The sequence below is a fragment of the Paenibacillus montanisoli genome (assembly GCF_003268025.1).
Taxonomy (GTDB): Bacteria; Bacillota; Bacilli; order Paenibacillales; family Paenibacillaceae; genus Paenibacillus_Z; species Paenibacillus_Z montanisoli.
The window spans coordinates 1,307,347-1,328,547 of sequence record NZ_QLUW01000002.1 but is presented as its reverse complement, the minus strand read 5'-3'; the positions used below and the strand labels follow the sequence as shown (position 1 = coordinate 1,328,547).

19 protein-coding genes and 1 other annotated feature are annotated in these 21,201 nt (G+C 57.4%); of the genes, 18 read left to right on the top strand and 1 reads right to left on the bottom strand.

The annotated features are described in order from the left end of the window. The first annotated feature begins 76 nt into the window (after positions 1-76). A complete protein-coding gene (locus tag DL346_RS15650; protein ID WP_112882987.1) occupies positions 77-646 on the top strand; it encodes a nitroreductase family protein in 570 nt (189 codons plus the stop codon). Between the two features lie 198 nt (positions 647-844). Here the strand turns inward: DL346_RS15650 and DL346_RS15645 are convergent, their stop codons facing one another. Further along, positions 845-4,003 (bottom strand): alpha-amylase family protein, encoded by a 3,159-nt coding sequence (locus tag DL346_RS15645; protein WP_112882986.1) that lies wholly within the window; start codon positions 4,001-4,003, stop codon positions 845-847. A gap of 161 nt (positions 4,004-4,164) precedes the next feature. On the opposite strand from DL346_RS15645, the gene DL346_RS15640 reads away from it, so the two are divergent. The 17 genes from DL346_RS15640 (at position 4,165) to leuS (ending at position 21,165) form a co-directional block, all read left to right on the top strand. Beyond that, positions 4,165-5,250, top strand: coding sequence for a LacI family DNA-binding transcriptional regulator (locus DL346_RS15640; protein WP_112882985.1), 1,086 nt, complete (start codon positions 4,165-4,167; stop codon positions 5,248-5,250). 374 nt (positions 5,251-5,624) lie between these two features. Then, the gene (gene spoVAC, locus DL346_RS15635; protein ID WP_112883161.1) at positions 5,625-6,086 is read left to right on the top strand and encodes a stage V sporulation protein AC; all 462 of its coding nucleotides are present in this window, start codon (positions 5,625-5,627) and stop codon (positions 6,084-6,086) included. A gap of 1 nt (position 6,087) precedes the next feature. After that, positions 6,088-7,104 (top strand): stage V sporulation protein AD, encoded by a 1,017-nt coding sequence (gene spoVAD, locus DL346_RS15630; protein ID WP_112882984.1) that lies wholly within the window; start codon positions 6,088-6,090, stop codon positions 7,102-7,104. Positions 7,105-7,128: 24 nt separating this feature from the next. Further along, positions 7,129-7,479: a stage V sporulation protein AE gene (gene spoVAE, locus DL346_RS15625; RefSeq protein WP_112882983.1), complete on the top strand. Its 351-nt coding sequence runs from the start codon at positions 7,129-7,131 to the stop codon at positions 7,477-7,479. A 165-nt stretch (positions 7,480-7,644) separates the two neighbouring features. Further along, on the top strand, positions 7,645-8,601 hold the full coding sequence (locus DL346_RS15620; RefSeq protein WP_112882982.1) for an AAA family ATPase: 957 nt from the start codon (positions 7,645-7,647) through the stop codon (positions 8,599-8,601). Positions 8,602-8,606: 5 nt separating this feature from the next. Continuing rightward, the gene (locus DL346_RS15615; RefSeq protein WP_112882981.1) at positions 8,607-9,863 is read left to right on the top strand and encodes a DUF58 domain-containing protein; all 1,257 of its coding nucleotides are present in this window, start codon (positions 8,607-8,609) and stop codon (positions 9,861-9,863) included. Between the two features lies 1 nt (position 9,864). Next, positions 9,865-12,102 carry a transglutaminase-like domain-containing protein gene (locus DL346_RS15610; protein ID WP_165822521.1) on the top strand — a complete coding sequence of 746 codons (2,238 nt, stop codon included), beginning with the start codon at positions 9,865-9,867 and terminating at the stop codon, positions 12,100-12,102. Between the two features lie 118 nt (positions 12,103-12,220). After that, positions 12,221-12,754 carry a YqeG family HAD IIIA-type phosphatase gene (locus tag DL346_RS15605; RefSeq protein WP_112882979.1) on the top strand — a complete coding sequence of 178 codons (534 nt, stop codon included), beginning with the start codon at positions 12,221-12,223 and terminating at the stop codon, positions 12,752-12,754. Beyond that, a complete protein-coding gene (yqeH, locus tag DL346_RS15600; protein ID WP_112882978.1) occupies positions 12,751-13,866 on the top strand; it encodes a ribosome biogenesis GTPase YqeH in 1,116 nt (371 codons plus the stop codon). The genes DL346_RS15605 and yqeH overlap by 4 nt, the downstream gene beginning before the upstream one ends. A 67-nt stretch (positions 13,867-13,933) precedes the next feature. After that, the gene (aroE, locus tag DL346_RS15595; protein WP_112882977.1) at positions 13,934-14,797 is read left to right on the top strand and encodes a shikimate dehydrogenase; all 864 of its coding nucleotides are present in this window, start codon (positions 13,934-13,936) and stop codon (positions 14,795-14,797) included. A gap of 23 nt (positions 14,798-14,820) precedes the next feature. Continuing rightward, positions 14,821-15,111, top strand: a complete 291-nt coding sequence (gene yhbY / locus DL346_RS15590; RefSeq protein WP_112882976.1) for a ribosome assembly RNA-binding protein YhbY — start codon at positions 14,821-14,823, stop codon at positions 15,109-15,111. Between the two features lie 33 nt (positions 15,112-15,144). Continuing rightward, positions 15,145-15,738, top strand: a complete 594-nt coding sequence (nadD, locus tag DL346_RS15585) for a nicotinate-nucleotide adenylyltransferase (RefSeq protein ID WP_206098524.1) — start codon at positions 15,145-15,147, stop codon at positions 15,736-15,738. Further along, positions 15,725-16,300: a bis(5'-nucleosyl)-tetraphosphatase (symmetrical) YqeK gene (yqeK, locus tag DL346_RS15580; RefSeq protein WP_112882975.1), complete on the top strand. Its 576-nt coding sequence runs from the start codon at positions 15,725-15,727 to the stop codon at positions 16,298-16,300. The genes nadD and yqeK overlap by 14 nt, the downstream gene beginning before the upstream one ends. Beyond that, positions 16,297-16,644 carry a ribosome silencing factor gene (rsfS, locus tag DL346_RS15575; protein ID WP_112882974.1) on the top strand — a complete coding sequence of 116 codons (348 nt, stop codon included), beginning with the start codon at positions 16,297-16,299 and terminating at the stop codon, positions 16,642-16,644. The genes yqeK and rsfS overlap by 4 nt, the downstream gene beginning before the upstream one ends. Further along, positions 16,641-17,573, top strand: a complete 933-nt coding sequence (locus DL346_RS15570) for a CvfB family protein (protein ID WP_112882973.1) — start codon at positions 16,641-16,643, stop codon at positions 17,571-17,573. The genes rsfS and DL346_RS15570 overlap by 4 nt, the downstream gene beginning before the upstream one ends. Positions 17,574-17,575: 2 nt before the next feature. Beyond that, positions 17,576-18,334 carry a class I SAM-dependent DNA methyltransferase gene (locus DL346_RS15565; protein WP_112882972.1) on the top strand — a complete coding sequence of 253 codons (759 nt, stop codon included), beginning with the start codon at positions 17,576-17,578 and terminating at the stop codon, positions 18,332-18,334. Positions 18,335-18,402: 68 nt separating this feature from the next. Continuing rightward, positions 18,403-18,636, top strand: a binding site (T-box leader). Between the two features lie 78 nt (positions 18,637-18,714). After that, the gene (gene leuS / locus DL346_RS15560) at positions 18,715-21,165 is read left to right on the top strand and encodes a leucine--tRNA ligase (protein WP_112882971.1); all 2,451 of its coding nucleotides are present in this window, start codon (positions 18,715-18,717) and stop codon (positions 21,163-21,165) included. Positions 21,166-21,201 lie beyond the last annotated feature (36 nt).

Here is a 21,201-nt window from a genome sequence, read left to right as displayed (position 1 = left end):
CCATGTCATCTGTCGATCAAATCGCGGACAAATGTATGATACAATCAATCTATCACAAGTAGGATAGGAGAGGGCCATGGATATTTTAGAAGCGATCAAAACGAGAAGAAGCATTGGGAAAGTAACGCAGGAACCGATCGATAAGGCGATCATCGAGCAAATATTGGACGCCGGCGTAATGGCACCGAATCATCGTTTGACGGAGCCGTGGCGGTTTTTCGTGCTTCGCGGTGACGGCCGCAAGAAGCTTGGGGACGCGCTGGCTCGAATTGCAATTGACAGAGTCGCAGACCCGAGCTCGCCGGAGAGCGTCACGAAAGCGGAATCTGCCCACAAAAAGGCATTCCGGGCTCCGGTCATTATTGCCGTGGCCGTATCTCCGCTAGAGCGGCATGACATCATTGAGCTAGAAGAATACGGAGCCGTTAACGCTGCCATTCAAAATATGCTGCTCACGATCCACGGCCTCGGACTCGGTGCCATATGGCGCAGCGGCGAGCCTTGCTACCACCCGATTATGAACGAAGCCTTCGGCCTGCGCCCGCAGGATAAGATGCTGGGCTTCATCTACCTCGGCGTGCCGGATATGGCGCCGCCGCAGGCGAAGCGTTCGGCAGCTGCAACGAAGACCACTTGGATCGACTAGTAATAATCGTGAATTAATTATAACGATCAAAAAAGCCGAGAACAGGGGCAAAGTATCCCTAAAGTTCTCGGCTTTTTTTGATCGTTGCTCAACGCGTTTTCCGGCAGGCAGGCTGATGCTGCGTTTGCTTGTCCGTCATTTGCGAGTAGCGGCGGTGCAGGTATAAGCTCCCAAACGCCAAAACTACCGGTACCAAACTTACAGCGAAGCTTCGATTTGAACCTCATTCGGGCGGTAAACCGCAAGCAGCTTCCCATCGGCATCCGCCGCGAACATCACGGTGCGCTCCTGCGGCAGCGTGAAGGCGTAGCGAGCCCCGGTAACCGGATCGCGGACTTCCACGGCGGAATCGCAGTCGAATTCCGATACGAAAATATAAACCGATCCTGCGGCAAATTGCAGCTTGCGCCCGTAGATGCCAGGCAGCTCGCCGCCATGCAGCCATTCGAGCTCTTCGGCAACGCCGGCTTTCTCGAGCGCTGCGCCATAAACGGCCTGCAGAGGCTCGAGCCGCTCGTTCAGCTCAAGCGGCAGCGGGCACCAGAGCAGACGACCCGCGCCAAGCGCTGCCTCGACCAGCTTCGCAGGACCTCGAACCGCAGCATCCTGCACGCCTTTGCAGCTATCGGCAATGCGCGAGCCGCCAAAGGAAACCGGCAGCAATCGGCCGTCCAGCTCCAGCAATTCTTCGCGCAGCAGATTGCTTACGCCGCCAAATCCGAGCTCTTCCGCCAATGGCTGATTCAGACGCCAGTATTCATCAAGGCCGAGCGGTCCCGTGAACAGCAGCGTACCGCCATGCGCGCGCACGTGAGCGAGCAGCCGCTCAAGCGCTGCACCGCTGAAATTGTGAGCGCTCGGTACGATGATCAGCTTCGGCTTCGATATAGACAGCGATTCCAGCTGGTATTCGCCAAGACCGAAGGCATGGACGTTCATCGCGTAGGACAACGTGCGAATGGCGCGGCTCGTCGACTCCGAGGCTAGCGGACGGTTCGAGAAGTCGTTGGAATAAGGGTAAATCACAGCGACTTCCTCCAGCTTGCGCCCCTCGAACAAATCGCGCGATTTCTCCATGAAGGCGCCGAAATCGTAAGAGACGGACGCTTCCGGCTTCTCCGTTCCGTCAGCGCGCAGCGCGCCGATATTGGATTCATTGATATTGTTCATGTAGAAATTGATGTTCCAAATCCACTGCACCGCGCCTGCGCCGCCGGTCGAGAAGGCATATGCGTATTTGCGCTCCAGAATATTGCGCAGCTCCTCTTCGCTCCGCTTAGCCCGGCCATCCGGCGTTTCCACGTACATAATGCCTGTTTCTTGAATTAGGTTCGGCTTATCCGGCGTTTTGGCGAACACGCCGTCCCAGACGAGATCGTCCATCTGCCACCACGAATGTACGGTTGTATAGTCCACGGCCTCGGCATAGAAAAACGGGGACGGACGTTTGCCGGCAAGTCCTTCATCCTGGCCGACGGTAACCAGCTGCTTCGGCTGAATGGAACGGATCGTTTCGACGAGCTGAGCCGCCCACTTGTTGTGCATGTCCATCGTGAACAGCGTATAGTCGAGCCATGGGCCGCCGCGCCGCAGAAAGATCGGCGTTGTGTTGAAGCTGATGTCATCACGCTCCGGAAGGCTCACGGCATCGAAGCCGGGCAGCTCGGCCGGCGTCATGTTCCAGCGCTCCTGCAGCTCGCGGATCGACGCATGGCGCTCTTTCAGCCATGCAATGTAATGCGCGCGCTCGAAGCGGTCATGCGCCGAGCGCGGGCCGCCGAAAATCCGCTTAGGATCGAACATCGAAGGCTCGTTGATGAGATCCCAGTGAACATGAGTGGAAGAGGCATGGCGCTTCACGATAGAAGCGATAAACCGCTTCTGCGCCTCGACGCTCCGCGGATCCAAGTAGGGGTTAACGCCTTCCCACGTTTCCGGCGTGAATGCGAAGAAGTTGAAGGTCACTTCCAAGTCATAGCGCTTGGCCGTCAGGAAGAACGCGTCGATCGCGCGCAGCACTTCCTCGTACGGATGGCCGTCGACGTACATCACATTGCGCCAAGCGGTCCAGATACCGGTACGGATAGAGTTGATGCCGGCCCGTTTCATTTGCGCCATATCGCGGTCCCAGACGGCAGCGTTCGGCAGGAACAGGTATTTGCGCGCGACATCGCTTGTCATGTAAGTCATGCCGACGATAGGCAGCGGGCGGCCGTTCTTGCGGAAGTAGTCGCGGTCGCACGTAATCATCTCGCCCGACGTAAGCAGCGCTTGATCCATGCCCCAGAAGCCTTGGCGGAGCAAGCGGCGCTCGCCCGACGCGGAAACGGCTTCGCATTCCACGATATAGAAGCCGGCTTCCGCATCCAGCGGCGTGACGATGCGGCTGACATTCAGCTCGCGGCCGAATTCAAGCGTCGTTTCGCTGCGCCATACTTCCGTAAATTCCGCCTCATGATATTCGAAGAAAGGACGAGGCTCGCCCGCTTCGCTGCTATTGGCCTTCAAGATGCGCAGCCCGAACGTCCAGGCCGACCGGCCGTCCTGCTCCGTGCGCGTCTGCAGCAGCTGCTGGCCTTGCAGCATCAGCACCGGCCGCTCGCCAAGCTCGTACGAGCCGTAATTCGGCTTGAGCCAAAGCTCCGTCACGCCCGCCGCGGCAAACGCCGCCCACTCCGCCAGAGCTTCTGCGCCGCGTCCGGACCAGAAAGCGCCGCGAAGCGGCTGATTGATGAAGAGCCAACGTCCGCCTGCGAAGTCGCCTTTCGTATGCTCGAGCAACACGGCCGGCGCCGCAAGGTCGCGGGACAACCCGTCTCCGCTGATGCCTTTGAGAAGCGGATAAATATGCGCGTCGATCGGGCCGGCGGAGCCGCCTTCGCCAGGTTTGTCGTCGGCGCGGGTCACATGAAGCACTAGACTGAAGGTGTTCTCGATCGTAAACAGCGATTCATAGCCCGCGAACAGCGGAATATCGCGAAGATGCTGCAGCCGCGCGATGCCCCCGGATTGAACCGGATTCGCTTCGTGGATATGAAGCTGCTGGTGGTAAGCGGTCTGGTCCTGCTCTGCGACCCAGCTTCCGTTATCGAGATAGACAGGCGTTTTGAATGGCGCTCCGCCGGCGGCTAGCAGGCCTTTGCCGGCTTGCACATGCGAAAGTATGGCGCTCCAAGCGTCTTTTGGAAAATAAGATCCGTGCAAATGCACGTAAACGGACGCGCCCGGAAGGCGCTCCGAAAGCTCTGCCGCGGAAACGACGGTAAAGGTTTCGGATAGCTTGGCAAGCGTTCCGGCATCCGGCCGTTCGCCGGAGAACGGAAAGCTCTCGTCATAGAATAGAATCATGCTGGTCATTGCCCTTGTCACTGCCTCTCATGAATTGATATACTCAAGCTAGTTTTGTTAGGTTTGTTAGGTAAACCGGATTTTATCCGGGGCCAACTTTAGTTGGATTCGCAGCAAATGTCAACCATGATCATGGCTTGAACGAACGTCAGGAAGGGGCATCGATCAGCATGGCTCGCAAAATAACGATGCAGCACATCGCCGACCGGCTCGGCGTATCCAAATATACCGTTTCCCAGGCGCTGGCCGGCAAGCCGGGCATCAGCGAAGCGACCCGCAAGCAAGTGACCGCCATGGCGGCCGCGCTCGGGTATACCGTTTCCGCCGCTTCGCCATCGCCGGCGGACGAGTCCGCATCCGCAGATACGGCCAAGCTCATCTACATCGGCATGGATGAACGGCACGATAAAGAATCAAGCTTCTGGCTCCGCGTTAAAGAAGGCTTGGAAGCGGGCTGCGGCACCTATGGCTTCCGGCCGGCATTCTTTACGTTCGGCCAAGACAGCTTGGGCGCAGATCAGCCATTTCCGCTGCCTCGCTCCGGCGCGTGCGGCAATGAGTGCGGCTATATCATAGCCGGAAAAAGCCCGCTCGGCCCGCTGCTTAAGCTGAAGCGTTCCGGGCTGCCCATCGTGCTGGTCGATCACGAGGAGCCGCTCATCGGCGCGGACGCCGTCCTGAACGCCAATACCGAAGCGGGACGGATGGCCTGCCACCATTTGCTGACCCAAGGCTGCAAATCGCTTGTCTTCGTCGGCCGGGACAGCTTCGCCGTCAGCTTTCGCGAGCGTTGGTGGGGCTGCAGGCTTGCATTAGATGAAGAGAAAGAACGAAAGCGTGCAGAAGCGCCCCAAGCCGGCGCAACGCTAAAGAAATGGACGGTGCCATACGGCAGCGTTCATGACCATTCCTGGCGAAGCGCCCTTGAGCGGCGATTGGACGGCGTATTGGAGGCGCAGACAAACGATCGTCCTGAGGAGCTGCCGGACGGATTCGTATGCGCGAACGATGACATTGCGCTCTTCCTTCTGCATCTGCTCGAAAAGAAAGGCTGGCAGAGGAGCATCCGGCTCGTCGGCATCGATAATACGGCGCCTGGCATGGAAGCGAGCATACCGTTGACGACGGTCGATTTGGCGAAAGAGTGGCTGGGCATCCGCGCGATCGAGCAGTTTGCGCGCAAGCTCGAGCAGCCTGCGGCGCAGCCGGAGAAAATCATCCTGTCCGCGCGGATGGTCGTGCGAAATTCGGGCTGATGCCGCATTTTCCCGAGCTGGGACAAACTCGTATCCGCACAAGCCCGCATACCATGGCATAGAAGCCGTTTCAGGCGGAGAGGAGACTCCCCATGCAAATGGAGCAACATGCCCGCAGAATCACGATGCTGCTGGCGCTCGTATTGTTCGTGCTGCTTGTCGTCTTGCTGATTGCCACCGTCCTCCTGTAGGACCGGCGTCCTAACGCCTCTTAAACCTTTGGCCGAACAAGCTGAAGGTTTATTTGCGCATGCCCGCCGCCTCCCAGATTTGGCATAATGGACTTCAAAATGACGCATACTCCAAGAAAGAAGATAGCCAAGGAGGCGTCCATCATAGCTACCAAATCAGCCGGACAAAGCAAATACAAGAAAATGTCGATGTCACCGAAAGAATACCAAAATTTCGCCAAGGCGCGCGAGCCCGCAAGATCCATCTGGGCGAATTGCCTTAAAGCCTTCCTCGTCGGAGGCCTCATATGCGTGCTCGGACAAGCCATATCGGAAGTGTTCGTTTACGGCTTTCATATGACCCGCAAGGAAGCGGGCAATCCTACGGTTGCCGTACTGATCATGCTGTCCATCATTCTGACGTGCCTTGGCGTGTACGATAAAATCGCGCAATGGGCCGGCGCGGGCACGGCGGTACCGGTAACGGGGTTTGCGAACTCCATGTGCTCCGCGGCGCTGGAGCACCGCAGCGAAGGACTCGTGCTCGGCGTAGGCGCGAACATGTTCAAGCTTGCCGGCTCCGTTATCGTGTTCGGCGTCGTCGCCGCATTCTTTGTCGGCATCGTCTACTGGATTTTCGGTATCGGATTGGAGGCACATCACTGACATGCTTCACGGTAAACAAACATGGTGGTTTGATAAGCGTCCTGTCATTATCGGCGCAGCGACGGTAGTCGGTCCGGACGAAGGCGAAGGGCCGCTTGCCGCCGATTTCGACCTTGTCCATCCCGAGCTGGACATGCAGCAGAAAAGCTGGGAGAAGGCGGAGCGGCTGCTGCTTGAGCAAGCTTCGGAAATGGCGCTCAAATATGCGAAGGTGAACAAGCAGCAGCTGCAGTTTTATATCGGCGGCGACCTGATGAACCAAATCATCAGCAACAGCTTTGCGGCAAGAACGATCGGCTCGCCTTATCTTGGCGTCTTCGGCGCTTGCTCCACCTCGATGGAGTCGCTTGCGATCGCGTCGCTCATCGTCAATTCCGGCTCCGGCGAATACGTGATGGCGGGAACGTGCAGCCACAACTGCACGGCGGAGAAGCAGTTCCGCTACCCGACCGAGTACGGCTCGCAGAAGCCGCCGACCGCGCAGTACACCGTAACCGGTGCCGGAGCGGCCGTTGTCGCAAAGGCGGGCAAAGGACCTATCGTCGAATGCGCAACGATCGGCAAAATCATGGATTTAGGCATTACGGATCCGTTCAATATGGGTGCGGCGATGGCCCCGGCGGCCGTAGATACGCTGCAGGCTCATTTTAACGATACGGGCAGACAGCCGAAGGATTACGACTTGATCGTAACCGGGGATCTGGCAGGCGTCGGGCACCCCATTGCCAAAGATCTGCTGAAGCGCGACGGGGTCCCGATCGACGACACGGTCTTCGGAGACTGCGGCTTAATGATCTATGACGTGGAGAAGCAGAAGGTTCAGGCGGGTGGCAGCGGCTGCGGCTGCTCCGCGGTCGTCACGTACGGGCATTTGCTGAAACGTCTGCAGCAAGGCGAATTGAAACGGATTTTGGTCTGTGCCACGGGCGCTCTGCTCTCGCCGCTTTCGTACCAGCAGGGCGAAACGATACCTTGCATCGCACACGCGGTAGCGATCGAAAGTCCAATGCACAATTGACAGCATGAAAGGAGCAGAGCACGGATGATTTATTTATGGGCATTTCTCGTCGGCGGCGGCATTTGCGTACTCGGGCAGCTGATGTTCGACGTCGCGAAATTGACGCCGGCGCATACGATGGCGACGCTTGTTGTCGCCGGCGCTGTCGTGGATGGGCTCGGTTTTTACGATCCGCTGATCAATTTCGCAGGCGCAGGCGCGACCGTTCCGATTTCAAATTTCGGCAACGCGCTAGTGCAAGGAGCCATAACCGAGCTGCAGAACGACGGCCCGGTCGGGATTATCACCGGCATATTCAGCATTACGAGCGCCGGTATATCGGCCGCCATAATTTTCTCTTTTTTGGCGGCATTGGTCGTTCGTCCGAAGGGGTAATCCGGTCCTATCATGATCGATTGCCAAAAAAGCAAACAATTGGAGATCCCTGTGGGAATCTCCAATTTTTTTTGGCGTTCTGAGGCTATACGGGATGTTGTATATTTTGTAAAATAATACAATCAGCACTCATACCAACTACCTAATCACCCGGGAGGAATCGTCATGGACAATCGCACTGCTGAGTATCGCTTATGCAAGGAGATAAGGCGCAATCTGGGAAGCTGCATTCTGGGCAAAGAGACCGAAATCGAGCGCCTCCTTACCGCGTTGCTGGCCGGCGGGCATGTGCTCATCGAGGATGTGCCGGGTACAGGCAAGACGCAGCTCGTGAAAGCGCTTGCGCGTTCGATCGGCGGGCAATTCCGCCGCATCCAGTGTAATCCGGACTTGCTGCCGACCGACATAACGGGCGTTGCCATTTATCATCCGAAGAACGAGACATTCATGTTCCGGCCGGGTCCGGTAATGGCGAACCTGCTGCTCGTCGACGAAATCAACCGGGCGACGACCAAGACGCAATCGGCGCTGCTTGAAGCGATGGAGGAGCACCACGTCACGGTCGACGGCGATTCCCATGAGCTGCCGGTACCGTTCACGCTGATTGCCACGCAAAACCCGATCGAATTCGATGGCACGTACACGCTGCCGGAAGCGCAGCTGGACCGGTTCATGATGAAGCTGTCCTTGGGCTATCCGGATGCGGCGACGGAGCGGCAGATGATTATTTCGCCGAACGCGTCATCGCCGGCCGACAAGCTGGAGCCTGTCGTTACCGTCGAGCAGATCGCGGTCATGATGGAAGCGGTGAAGCGCGTCCATATGGATGATGCGGTCGCGGATTACATCGTACGGATCGTGCGCGGCACGCGCGCGCACAGCGGCGTTCAGCTTGGCACCAGCCCGCGCGCGGCGATTTCGCTTACGGCCGCGGCGAAGGCCAACGCCTATCTGCAGGAGCGCGATTACGTGATTCCGGATGACGTGAAGCTGCTTGCTTCCACCGTTCTGGCCCACCGGATCATTCTTCATACGGAATCGCGGATGAACGGCCTTTCCGCGGAGGATGTCATCCAGTCCGTCATCCGGGAAACGAACGTGCCAGTCCGAATGGAGCGTTAACGTTTATGTTGACGGCTAAAGCGACAATATTCCGATGGCGTTTGATAGGCTTAGTTTATATAAGCTCGCTCTTATTCGTCCTTTTTCAAGGCGGCAAAACGTCGTTCATGCTGTTCTGTATTTTCAACGTGCTATTAATCTACTTGGTATTCGGCCGATGGAGCGGCATCGCAAAGGTGTCGGGCGTCCGGCGTCTTCAGAACGGGACGAACACGGTCACGGAGCAATCGCTCGCTGCCGGAACGCGGCTTGAAGTCAACCTATCCATGCACATTCCAGGCTTTTGGCCGATTCCATACGTGCTTGTTCGCGACAGGCTTAAGAGCAACAGCGGAAACATCATTCCGTTCGAGGCTTCCTTCGTGCCGAATTACCGCAGAAACGGAGTCGTCCAGTACTTGACGCCGCCGCTCGAGCGGGGCGTGTACCGGTTTGAATCGACGGAATGCTCGACGCGGGATATTTTCGGCCTGTTCGAGCACAAAGGCGCCTTCGAATCGTCAGAGCCGTTCACCGTTTATCCGCGCATGGTCGCCATTCGGCAATGGAAGCAGCTGAAACGGGGGGCCAAAGGGCCGTATTCGACTTCGGCGTCGCGGCTTTCGGCGAAAGAAACGACTCAAATTAACGGCGTGCGCGAATATATTTACGGCGACCGCCTCTCCCGCATTCATTGGAATGCGACCGCGAAGACGGGCCAATGGAAGTCGAAAGAGTTTGAGAGGGAATCGCTCCCGCGCACGATCGTTATGCTGGATCGTTATTCCGGCGCTTACGGAAGCAAAGACCAATTCGAACTTGCGGTATCGGCGGCGGCATCTTTGCTTGATTTCGGCTTCCGGCGGTCGACCGCGATCGGCTTGATCTCCGTAGGGGCGAAGAGCGAGGGCTTCACGCCCAAAGCGGCTGCCGATCAGCGCGATTTGATCATGAACCATCTCGTCCGCGTGCAAGCGGACGGCGATCAGCCGCTTTACCGGGCCGTCAGACAGTCCGCGAACCTCGCGGTGCCAGGCTCCTTCGTCGTCATCGTCAGTCCCCAGGTCGGGGAGGAGACGATTCGCGCGATGGAATGGCTCAATCGCACAGGCGTCGTGCCGGTTCTGATTCATTTGAAGCGGAAGGATGCGGCGGGTAGAACCATGGTCGGCGATTTGCGCGGGAACGAGTGGCTGAAGCTGCTTCGCAAAAACGGCTTTGCCGTCCATGAGATAAGCGCGCTTCATGAACTTCCGGACGCGCTGGAAGGAGGTCTCGGCTAGCATGAGAACCTTCAACCGAGCGGCCATCCAATGGTTTTCCGCAGACGCATACCGCAAGCTATCCGCCATTTTCTCGGCCCTGATCGTGTATCAATGGATACGCTGCCTCGGCGATTATTGGTGGGAAGAGACGTTCACGATCGTGAACGGCGTCCTATTCGCCGCGGTAGCCGCGAATTTGCTTATCCCATCGAAACTGCTGTCCGGCACCGTGCAGCTGGTCACGCTTGTCGGACTGAATGCCGCCTACTCGGGCTATACGTGGGTCGCGTTCGAAGGCGACAAGGGGTCGGCGGCGCAATGGCTGGACTGGTTCAAGATGCAATACAGCCAATTGACGCCTTTCATTTGGATCAGCCTTGGCGTTTGGGCCGTCTTTCACTGCATCGTGCTGCTGCGGCACAAACGCGCCTATATGATGATCGCGGTCGGGTTTGCGATTCTGTCGCTCGCGGCCGCGGACTCGCTGTTTACGCCAATCCATTTGTGGGACGAGATCGCATGGCTCGTCTTTATCGGCCTCGGCTGGCTTGTGGCCAGCCACTTCTCGCGATTCAAGGAGCGGCATCCGGAGAATTGGGCGCATCTGCTCGAATATCCGCTGAGCCTTTTCCTGCCGATGCTTCTGATCATCACGCTCGTAATGGGCGCCGGGCTGTTCGTACCGGCCGTCAAACCGGTTTTGACCGACCCGTACACGGCTTGGAAGGAAGCGCGCGGAGAGTCGATTCCCAATCTGGTCGGCGACAAAGCGATCACCGTGGCCGCTTCCAAGAGCAATGTAACCGGTCAATCCGGCTACAGCCGCGACGATAATGTGCTTGGCGGCGGCTTCGAATTCGATTACACGCCGGTCATGACCGTCACGACAACGAAACGAAGCTATTGGCGCGGTGAAACGAAAGCGCTCTATAACGGCAACGGATGGTCGGAGGCGCAGCAGGAGAAGAGGGAGAATGCGCTGGAGTCCCTTGCCAGCAAGCAGCCGCTGAAATCCGCCGGCATTTCGGAGTCGACGAAGACCGAAACGGTCGACCAGTCGATTACGATGATGCGCAAAGATAAGTTCCCCGTCCTCTTCGGCGCCGGGCCGATCTCCGCCGTCATTTCGGTAGACGGGGAGACGACGCCGCTGCCGAAACTGGATTGGATGCAGGATTCGTGGGAACTAAGGCTGCCGGATTCCGATTCGTCCGATTATCCGAAGAAGTATGACATTCAGTCGAAGGTGCCGGTACTGGACGAGGCTGCGCTGCGAAGCGGAGCGGCAGTATCGCCAAGCGCGGACATCGATCCGATGTACCTTCAGGTTCCGGATACGTTGCCTGAACGGGTCAAGACGCTGGCGCAAAATATTACGTCCAAATCGGAGACGCCTTACGATAAAGTCAATGCACTCATTTCCTATTTACAGCTTACCTATAAATATACGAATACGCCGGATGTCACGAAGCGCGTCAGCGAGGACTTCGTCGATTCCTTCCTATTCGAAGTGCGGGAAGGCTATTGCGATTATTTCTCCACCTCGCTTGCGGTCATGGCGAGAACGCTAGGCATTCCGACCCGTTGGGTGAAAGGATACTCGCCGGGCTCGTTGCCGGTCGATCCGGAGCTGGAGCGGCTGCGGGGGATGACGGGCCTCGAAGAGGAAGAGATAAGCGATGCCGGCACCTACACGGTTCGCAACGCGGATGCGCATTCTTGGGTCGAAGTGTATTTCAACGGCTACGGCTGGCTGCCGTTCGAACCTACCTCAGGATTCGCATACCCGTACGCGCTGCCTAAGGACGCGCCGGAGCCGGAAACGCAGCCTGAATTGGCAGCGGAATTGGACGACGCTCCGCAAGCAGCGGAAGAGAACGGCTTCCAGTCTGAGCCTTGGATGTTCTGGACGGCGGCTTCCGTGCTGGCCGTCATCCTCGGGGCGCTGAGCTTCCGCCAGCTGCGCGGACAGTTCGCGCGCTATCGCGGCGGCCCTGCGTCCATAAATGAACGAATTGTTAAGGATACGAATCGTTTGATCAAGTACTGCCGCAAGAAGGGGCTTGATTATAACGAGTACGAGACCGTCAGGGAAACGATGTCGCGCTGGTCGGGCAGGCTCTCCTCGCTGCAGCCGCAATTCCGCGAGGTACAGGTCGCGTTCGAGCAGGCGATGTACAGCAGCAAGGCAATGACGCGGGAAGAGGCGGACCGTCTCGCGCTGACCATGAAGCATATTCGGGAACACTTAAGCTAGAAGCCGACAAGCCGAGAAGCCGGGAAAGGTGCGATAAGCATCTTTTCCGGCTTTTTTGCAACAAATTCACTAATTATGGTATAGTTTGCGTGATAGCGATAGCAGGGGAGTCGAAACTATGTTTGAACGGCTGTTGCCGCACATGCGCGTCAATACCATTTATGATATCAATCTGCGTACGTTGAAAGAGCAAGGCATAAGGGGCATCATTACCGATCTTGACAATACGCTTGTCGGAGCACGGGTGCCGCTGGCCACTCCGGAGCTAGTCAAATGGCTTGACGATGTGCGCGATAATCTCGGCTTTAAGGTCGTCATTGTGTCGAATAATAACCGGGGAAGAGTCGGAAAGTTCGCGGATCCGCTGAACATTGAGTTCGTGCACGCCGCGCGCAAGCCTGCAGGACGGGCGTTTACGCGCGCTTTGAACGTGCTTGGACTGACAGCGGAGCAAACCGCCGTAATCGGGGATCAGATGATGACGGACGTGCTTGGGGGAAGAAGAATGGGATTGTTCACGATTCTCGTTCGTCCGATTGCCCCGAATGACGAAGGCATCATGACCCGTTTCAACCGGCTGCTGGAGAAGTTCGCCTTGTCCCGTCTGCGGAAGAAAGGGCTGTGGCCCGAGGAGGAACAACGAGAATCATGAGCTACTTAGACAAAGATGCTTGCGCCGGATGCGGCGTCAAGCTGCAAAACGAGTCAGTCGACAAGCCGGGCTACATTCCGCAGGCGGCGCTCGCGAAGGAGCCGGCCATCTGCCAAAGGTGCTTCCGGATCAAGAATTATAATGAAGCTTCATCAGTAGCCGTCGATCAGGACGACTTTCTGAAGCTGCTGAGCGGCATTGCGAATACGCAAAGCCTTGTTGTGCATATCGTCGATTTGTTCGATTTCGAAGGCAGCCTGATTTCGGGCCTGCAGAGGTTTGTGGGGAACAATCCGGTGCTGCTCGTCGTGAACAAGATCGATTTATTGCCAAAGGGCATCAACCCGAACCGGGTCTTGAACTGGGTTCAAAAGCAGACCAAGGCACAAGGACTGAAGGTGGTCGACATCGTGCTCTGTTCGGCAAAGCGCAATATCGGCTTCGACCGGGTCATCGAATCGATCGGCATCCATCGCGGCAAACGGGATGTGTATGTCGTCGGGGCGACGAACGTAGGGAAGTCGACGCTTATTAACCGGCTGATTCACGATTACAGCGATCTGGACCGCGAGCTGACGACATCCCGTTATCCGGGCACGACGCTTGACGCGATTCACATCCCGCTTGATGACGGAAACGAGATTATCGATACGCCGGGTATCGTCTACGCGCACCGCATGACCGAAATCGTGCCGCGCGGAGTGCTTGGCGCGCTGCTCCCGGACAAGCCGATCAAGCAGCTTGTGTACCAGCTGAATGCGGGGCAGACGCTGTTCGTAGGCGCTTTGGCCAGGTTTGATTTTATCGAAGGGGAACGCCAATCCTTCACGCTCTACATGTCGAATGCGCTTCAGGTGCACCGCACGAAGCTTGAACGGGCTGATGAGCTTTTCGAGAACCATAAAGGCGAGATGCTCGCGCCGCCGTCGAAGGAGCAGCTTGCCGACATGCCGCCGTGGACTCGCCATCGCATGACGATTCGCCGCAATACCGATACGGATGTCTTCATCTCCGGCTTAGGCTGGATTCATGTTAACGGCAGCAGCGGAGCGCTGATCGATGTATTTGCGCCGAAGGGAATTCGGGTGCTGCAGCGCGACGCGTTGATCTAAGAACGGCGCCGATGAAAGGCGGCAGCAGCCGTTTTTTCTTGGCTTACTTGGGGAGAGTGAATAGAGGATGGGCAACGCGGTTGACAGCCACACCGTGCTATACAGCGTGATCGGAGACCCGATTCGCCATTCCAAATCGCCGATCATGATGAACCGGGCGTTTCGGGAAACCGGCATCAACGGCATTTATACGGCTTTTCATATTACGGCCGATAGGCTCACCGATTTTGTGGCGGGCGTGAGGGCGATGGGCATTCGCGGCGTGAACGTGACGATTCCCCACAAGCTGGACATCATGCCGCTGCTCGATGAAATCGACGAGAGCGCGCAAGCGATCGGCGCCGTGAATACGATCGTCAATACGGACGGCCGTCTGACGGGCTTCAATACCGACGGCATCGGCTATGTCCGGTCTCTCAAGGAAGAGGTTCAGTCGGATTTGACCGGAGCGAACGTGCTCATCGTCGGCGCCGGCGGCGCGACGCGGGGGATTCTATATGCGCTCGCCCGCGAAGGCGTAGGCTCGATTACGATTTCCAACCGCACCGTTGCGAGAGCCGAAGAGCTGGCCGAGGCGTTCAAGGGGCACGTCCCGTCGATTAGGGCCATCGGACAAGATGACCTGAGGGAAGCCTGCGGCTGCAACGATATCATAATTAATACGACCTCGCTTGGCATGTATCCGAACGTCGACGCGACGCCGGTTGACAGTGCGTGGCTGAAGCCGGATGCGGTAGCGAGCGATCTCATTTACAACCCGCTGACGACGAGGTTTCTCGCGGAAGCGAAGGAACGGGGCTGCCGGATTCATGGCGGGCTCGGGATGTTTATTTATCAAGGCGCGTACGCCTTTGAATATTGGACGGGCCGTCCGGCTCCGGTTACCGCGATGCGGGAAACGGTGCTGGATGCGCTGCGGGCCAACAGCTAATTTGACGAGAGAGGGAATCACAAATGCTAACAGGTAAACAAAAGCGCCATCTGCGTTCGCTCGCGCATCATTTGCAGCCGATTTTTCAAGTCGGCAAGGGCGGCACGAACGATCACCTCGTCCGCCATATCGAAGAGGCCATTGAGGTGCGCGAGCTGATCAAGGTGTCCGTGCTGAACAACTGCATGGACGACCCGAAGGAAGTCGGCGAGTGGATTGCCGAAGAATCGGGCTCCGAGCTCGTGCAAGTCATCGGCAAAACGATCGTACTGTATAAGGAATCCAAGGATCATAAAACGATCGAGCTTCCATAGGGAAGAAAAGCCAAAGCGGAGGAACCTTGACGCATGATAAAAGTGGGTTTTATGGGCGGTACGTTCGATCCCATTCACATCGGCCATATGCTTGCCGCCGAGTCGGCACGCGAAGCATGCGGCCTTGACGAGGTATGGTTCATTCCGGCCGGACAGCCGCCGCTGAAGGAGAACGGTCCGGTTGCCGACGGTCAGACGAGACTGGAAATGGTGTATCGCGCGATCGATTTTCAACCGCATTTCCGCGCGATGGACGTGGAGCTGGACAGCGACGGCAAGAGCTATACGATCAACACGATCAAAATGCTTCATGAGCAGTATCCCGGACGGGAGTTCAGCATCATCATCGGGACGGACCGCGTGAACGATTTGGCGCAGTGGCATGAAATCGAGCGGCTAGCCGAGATGGTTCGGTTTATCGGCATGACGCGCGGCGGCCAGGATATGAAGGTCGACAACCTGCCCGCTTTCTTGCGGGATCGGCTGACGATCGTCGAAATGCCTCAGATCAAGCTTTCCTCGACCGATGTCCGAGACCGCCGGGCGCAGGGACGCTCCATTCGCTTCCTCGTGCCGGAGAAGGTCTACTCTTTCATTACAAGGAATGGTCTCTATGAATCGCAATGAGATGATGGCAAGGGTCAAAGCCGAGATGCCGGAACGCAGATGGACGCATACCGTTGGCGTCATGGAGACCGCCGTAATTCTTGCGGGACGGTTCGGCGCGGATGCGGAGAAGGCGGAGCAAGCTGCGATTCTCCATGATGTCGCGAAATATTGGCCGACCTCCCGCATGGAAGCGATTATTCGGGAGGAAGGGCTGCCCGGCGACTTGCTGGCCTATGACAAGGAGCTGTGGCATGCGCCGGTCGGCGCGTTTGTCGCAAAGCGCGATTTTGGCGTCGATGACATTGAAATCCTGGATGCCATCAGGTTCCACACCTCCGGACGCGAGCGCATGACGCTCATGGATAAAATCGTCTGCCTAGCCGATTACATGGAACCCGGCCGCGATTTTCCCGGCGTGCATAAAATTCGGGAATTAGCCGAGCATAGTTTGGAAAAGGCGCTGATTTCGGGCTTCGACTCGACGATTTCCTATTTGCTGCAGCAAGGCAAACGGATCTATCCGCTCACGATTGCGGCGCGCAACGATTTACTACTAACGATACGGGAGGCTGAGCAATGACGGTACAATCCGATGAACTGCTGCAGATTGTAGTCAAGGCGGCTGATGATAAGAAAGCGCAAAACGTCGTCGCGCTAGATTTGAAAAATATTTCGCTCGTAGCAGACTATTTCGTCATCTGCCACGGGAATTCCGACGTGCAGGTGCAAGCCATTACGACCGAAATCCGCAAGCAGGCGGAAATGAGCGGCGCGCGCGTCCGCGGCATTGAGGGCGTCGACACGGGAAGATGGGTACTGGTCGACATCGGCGATGTCGTCGTTCATATTTTCCACCGCGAAGAACGCGAATACTATAATATCGAGCGTCTCTGGTCCGACGCGAAGGTCGTGGAGTTCGTATGACGCTCGTTGCCGGAACGACGGTAAGGCTTAAGCTTGCCCGGGAAGTTTCGCCTTACGGCTATTTTATGACCGACGGCGAGACGGAAGTGCTTATGCACTATACCGAGCTTGTCGGACATCGCCCGCAGATCGGGCAATTTTACGATGTGTTTCTATTTTTCGATTCCGAGGACCGCATCGCCGCAACGATGAAGAAGCCGCTCATCCAGCTCGGCCAAGTGGCAAGGCTGGCCGTCGCGGACATTCATCCGAAGATCGGCGCCTTCCTGGAAATGGGATTGGGCAGGCAGCTGCTGCTGCCGCTCTCCGAGCAGCCGGAGCTGAAGGAGCTTCGTCCGAAGCGCGGCGACGAGGTCCACGTTATTCTGGCCCATGACAAAATCGGACGGCTCGTCGCGAAGGTCGCGTTCGAGGAGGAGCTGGCGGAGCTGGCTTTTCATGCGCCTCAATCGTGGCACAACACTTGGGTCGAGGGCTGGGTGACGAAGACGCTGAAGATCGGCTCGTTCGTCATGATCGACGGCGGCGTTCTGGGGTTCGGCGCATATGGATTCATTCCCGCCGACGACCGGACGCGGCTGCTGCGCCTCGGCGAGCGCGTGAAAGCGCGTGTTACGTTCGTGCGCGAGGACGGGCGCGTCAATCTATCGATGAACCAGCGCAAGGAAGTAGGGCGTCTGGAAGATTCGGAGCGGATTCTGAAATTTCTCAAGGATCGCCCGAACGGCGCGATGCCTTACTCCGATGAGACGGAGGCTGACATCATCAAGCAAAAATTCGGCATCAGCAAGGGCGCGTTCAAACGCGCGATCGGCAAGCTGATGCGGGAAGGTCTCGTCACGCAGGAGGGAAACTGGACGAAGCTGACCGAGCAAGCGGCGGCGGCAGAGCAGCAGGGCCCCCCTGCCGGCACGGGTTCGGGTGAGTAGCGATGGAAGCCTATCGGCATTTCGCAACGGTATACGACCGGTTGATGGAAGAGATGCCGTATCCGCAGTGGCTCGAGTTCGCCGAGAACTGCTGGCGGCGGTACGGTTTGCCCAAGTCGGTCGTAGACCTCGGCTGCGGCACCGGGAGCATCGCGATACCGCTGGCTAAGAGCGGCTGCCAGGTGTATGCGATCGATCTCTCTTCGGACATGCTGACCGTCGGTCGGAGCAAATGGGAGGACGAACAGTCGCGGAGCGGCTCGATTACGTGGCTGCAGCAGAATATGACGGAATGGGAAATCGGCGAGCCGGCCGACAGCGTCATCTCCTTCTGTGATTGCATCAACTATTTGACGGAAGAAGAGGATGTTCTCGCATCTTTCGAAGCGACCTACCGCGGCCTGAAGCCGGGAGGGGTGTTTCTCTTTGACGCGCATGCGCCGCAGACGTTTTTGCGGTATGCCGCGGAGCAGCCCTTCGTGCTGGACGAGCCGGATGTCGCATACATTTGGACCAGCGATTTGGACGAAGAGAGCATGGAAATCGAGCACCAGCTGACGATTTTCGTGCAAGAGAGCGAATCGCCCCGCAGCACGTATACGCGGATCGAGGAAACTCATGTGCAGCGGGCTTACGATGCGGAGTGGCTGCGGGAAGCGCTGCTGGGCACGGGCTTCAGCAAGGTCGAGCTATTTGCCGATTTTACGATGGAACCGGCCGATGATGGGGCGGAGCGGTTGTTTTTTGCGGCAATCAAGTGATTTTACCGCTTTCTGGGCGCTAAACGCCTTGACACGACAGGATTCGCTTCATTATAATCGAACTATCAATTTAGGTGTTGAAGAGGAGCAGTAGCTTTAACAGCGTTTGGATCAGAGAGCCGGCGGATGGTGCAAGCCGGACCAGCGTGAAGCGAACTCGCCTTGGAGCCGCGCGTGAACATGGAGAGCCATGATAAGCGTGCCGTTTCGCCCGCGTTAAGGGCTTCGAGTGAGCAATCGGCAAAGCATGCCGGCTGCTAACTAGGGTGGTACCACGGGAGCATAAACCTCTCGTCCCTAGCGTTGTCGCTAGGGGCGGGAGTTTTTTTATTTCTACAGCATGTACTGGTTTGGAAGAGAGAATAGGGAGGCAATTCGTCATGACACAGGAACGGCAGGAGCAGCAGGAGCAGCAGGGTTACAACCCGCTTGTCATTGAGCCGAAATGGCAGAAGCATTGGGATGAGAACAAAACCTTCAAAACAACCGAGGACTCAGGAAAGCCGAAGTTTTACGCGCTCGACATGTTCCCGTATCCGTCCGGAGCGGGGCTGCATGTCGGCCATCCGGAAGGCTATACGGCAACCGATATCGTATCGCGTTACAAACGGATGCGCGGCTACAATGTCCTTCACCCGATGGGCTGGGACGCGTTCGGCTTGCCGGCCGAGCAGCACGCGCTTGATACGGGCGAACATCCGCGCGATATTACGGTGAAGAACATCAACAATTTCCGCCGCCAAATCAAATCGCTCGGTTTCTCCTACGATTGGGACCGCGAGTTCAGCACGACCGATCCGGAGTATTACAAATGGACGCAATGGATCTTCATCCAGCTGTTCAAGAAAGGCCTCGCTTATGTAGCGGAGGTGCCGGTTAACTGGTGTCCGGCGCTTGGCACGGTTCTTGCGAACGAGGAGGTTATTAACGGCCTCAGCGAACGCGGCAACCATCCGGTTATCCGGAAGCCGATGCGCCAATGGGTGCTGAAGATTACCGAATATGCAGAGCGGCTGCTTGAAGATCTGGATGAGCTCGACTGGACCGAGAGCATTAAGGATATGCAGCGGAACTGGATCGGCAAGTCCAAGGGCGCTGAAGTTACGTTTGCGATCGACGGACATAACGCATCGCTGGTTGTCTTTACGACCCGTCCGGATACGCTCTTCGGCGCATCTTACTGCGTGCTTGCGCCTGAGCATGAGCTCGTGGACGTCATTACGACAGCTGAGCAGAGCGCTGCCGTAAAGGATTATCAAGAAACCGCCGCGCGCAAGAGCGATTTGGAGCGCACGGATTTGAACAAAGACAAGACCGGCGTATTTACGGGCGCCTATGCGGTCAATCCGGTTAACGGCGCGCTTGTGCCGATCTGGATTGCCGATTATGTTCTTGCGGGCTACGGTACGGGCGCAATCATGGCGGTACCGGGTCATGACCAGCGCGACTGGGAATTCGCGAAGCAGTTCGACTTGCCGATCATCGAGGTCGTGCAAGGCGGCGACGTTCAGGCGGAAGCTTTTGCCGGCGACGGTCCGCACGTGAACTCCGGCTTCTTGAACGGGCTTGGCAATGAAGCGGCGATCGCGCGCATGATCGAATGGCTCGAAGCTGAAGGCAAAGGTCAAGGCAAAGTGACCTACCGCCTGCGCGACTGGCTGTTCAGCCGCCAGCGCTACTGGGGCGAGCCGATTCCGATTCTGCACTTGGAAGACGGCACGATGAAGCCGGTGCCGGACGACCAGCTGCCGCTGCTCTTGCCGGACGTGGATCAAATCAAGCCGTCGGGTACGGGCGAATCCCCGCTTGCGAACGTGACGGAATGGGTGGAGACGGTCGATCCGGAGACAGGCATGTACGCCCGCCGCGAGACCAACACGATGCCGCAATGGGCCGGCAGCTGCTGGTACTACCTGCGCTTCATCGATCCGCATAACGATAAGGAGCTTTGCTCCAAAGAGAAGCAAGCCGAGTGGCTGCCGGTTGACTTGTACATCGGCGGCGCCGAGCATGCGGTGCTTCACTTGCTGTACGCGCGGTTCTGGCACAAGGTGCTTTACGATATCGGTGTCGTCAATACGAAGGAACCGTTCCACAAGCTCGTCAACCAAGGCATGATCCTGGGCACGAACAACGAGAAAATGAGCAAGTCGCGCGGCAACGTCATCAATCCGGACGATATCGTGAACGAGTACGGCGCCGATACGCTTCGCATGTACGAAATGTTCATGGGCCCGCTTGAAGCGACGAAGCCATGGAACACGAACGGCGTAGAAGGCATGTACCGCTTCCTGGGCCGCGTATGGCGCTTGTTCGTGACGGACAGCGGCGAGCTTGCAGAGAAGATCGGCAAGGATGGCGCAACCGAGGCGTTCAAACGGACATGGCACCGCACGGTGAAGAAGGTTACCGACGATTACGAGAACCTTCGTTTCAATACGGCGATCAGCCAGTTGATGATTTTCGTCAACGACGCTTACAAAGCCGAAGCCTTGCCTCGCGAAGCGATGGAAAGCTTCGTTCAAATGCTTTCGCCGCTCGCGCCGCACATCGCGGAGGAGCTGTGGTCGAAGCTCGGCCGTACGGATTCGTTGACATATGCGGCATGGCCTACGTTCGACGAAGCGTTGACGGTGGACCAAGAAGTAGAAATCGTCGTACAGGTGAACGGCAAAATCATCGATCGCATTGCCATCGCTGCCGATACGGATGAAGCGGAGATGGAGCGAATCGCGAAGTCTTCCGAGAAGGTCGCGGAAGCGATCGATGGCAAGACGGTCCGCAAGCTCATCGTCGTCAAAGGCAAGCTCGTTAATATCGTAGTCGGCTAGGAAGAAACGGGAGTAGCCGCATGTCGTCGGCTCGCA

What these genes read in the sequence shown, in the direction of transcription:
- nadD (WP_206098524.1), top strand. Translation starts at nt 15,145, where the DNA reads ATGATAAAAGTGGGTTTTATGGGCGGTACGTTCGATCCCATTCACATC.
- DL346_RS15650 (WP_112882987.1), top strand. Translation starts at nt 77, where the DNA reads ATGGATATTTTAGAAGCGATCAAAACGAGAAGAAGCATTGGGAAAGTA.
- DL346_RS15605 (WP_112882979.1), top strand. Translation starts at nt 12,221, where the DNA reads ATGTTTGAACGGCTGTTGCCGCACATGCGCGTCAATACCATTTATGAT.
- spoVAD (WP_112882984.1), top strand. Translation starts at nt 6,088, where the DNA reads ATGCTTCACGGTAAACAAACATGGTGGTTTGATAAGCGTCCTGTCATT.
- DL346_RS15570 (WP_112882973.1), top strand. Translation starts at nt 16,641, where the DNA reads ATGACGCTCGTTGCCGGAACGACGGTAAGGCTTAAGCTTGCCCGGGAA.
- DL346_RS15640 (WP_112882985.1), top strand. Translation starts at nt 4,165, where the DNA reads ATGGCTCGCAAAATAACGATGCAGCACATCGCCGACCGGCTCGGCGTA.
- DL346_RS15620 (WP_112882982.1), top strand. Translation starts at nt 7,645, where the DNA reads ATGGACAATCGCACTGCTGAGTATCGCTTATGCAAGGAGATAAGGCGC.
- yqeH (WP_112882978.1), top strand. Translation starts at nt 12,751, where the DNA reads ATGAGCTACTTAGACAAAGATGCTTGCGCCGGATGCGGCGTCAAGCTG.
- leuS (WP_112882971.1), top strand. Translation starts at nt 18,715, where the DNA reads ATGACACAGGAACGGCAGGAGCAGCAGGAGCAGCAGGGTTACAACCCG.
- yqeK (WP_112882975.1), top strand. Translation starts at nt 15,725, where the DNA reads ATGAATCGCAATGAGATGATGGCAAGGGTCAAAGCCGAGATGCCGGAA.
- DL346_RS15565 (WP_112882972.1), top strand. Translation starts at nt 17,576, where the DNA reads ATGGAAGCCTATCGGCATTTCGCAACGGTATACGACCGGTTGATGGAA.
- DL346_RS15615 (WP_112882981.1), top strand. Translation starts at nt 8,607, where the DNA reads ATGTTGACGGCTAAAGCGACAATATTCCGATGGCGTTTGATAGGCTTA.
- yhbY (WP_112882976.1), top strand. Translation starts at nt 14,821, where the DNA reads ATGCTAACAGGTAAACAAAAGCGCCATCTGCGTTCGCTCGCGCATCAT.
- spoVAE (WP_112882983.1), top strand. Translation starts at nt 7,129, where the DNA reads ATGATTTATTTATGGGCATTTCTCGTCGGCGGCGGCATTTGCGTACTC.
- DL346_RS15610 (WP_165822521.1), top strand. Translation starts at nt 9,865, where the DNA reads ATGAGAACCTTCAACCGAGCGGCCATCCAATGGTTTTCCGCAGACGCA.
- DL346_RS15645 (WP_112882986.1), bottom strand. Translation starts at nt 4,003, where the DNA reads ATGACCAGCATGATTCTATTCTATGACGAGAGCTTTCCGTTCTCCGGC.
- aroE (WP_112882977.1), top strand. Translation starts at nt 13,934, where the DNA reads ATGGGCAACGCGGTTGACAGCCACACCGTGCTATACAGCGTGATCGGA.
- spoVAC (WP_112883161.1), top strand. Translation starts at nt 5,625, where the DNA reads ATGTCGATGTCACCGAAAGAATACCAAAATTTCGCCAAGGCGCGCGAG.
- rsfS (WP_112882974.1), top strand. Translation starts at nt 16,297, where the DNA reads ATGACGGTACAATCCGATGAACTGCTGCAGATTGTAGTCAAGGCGGCT.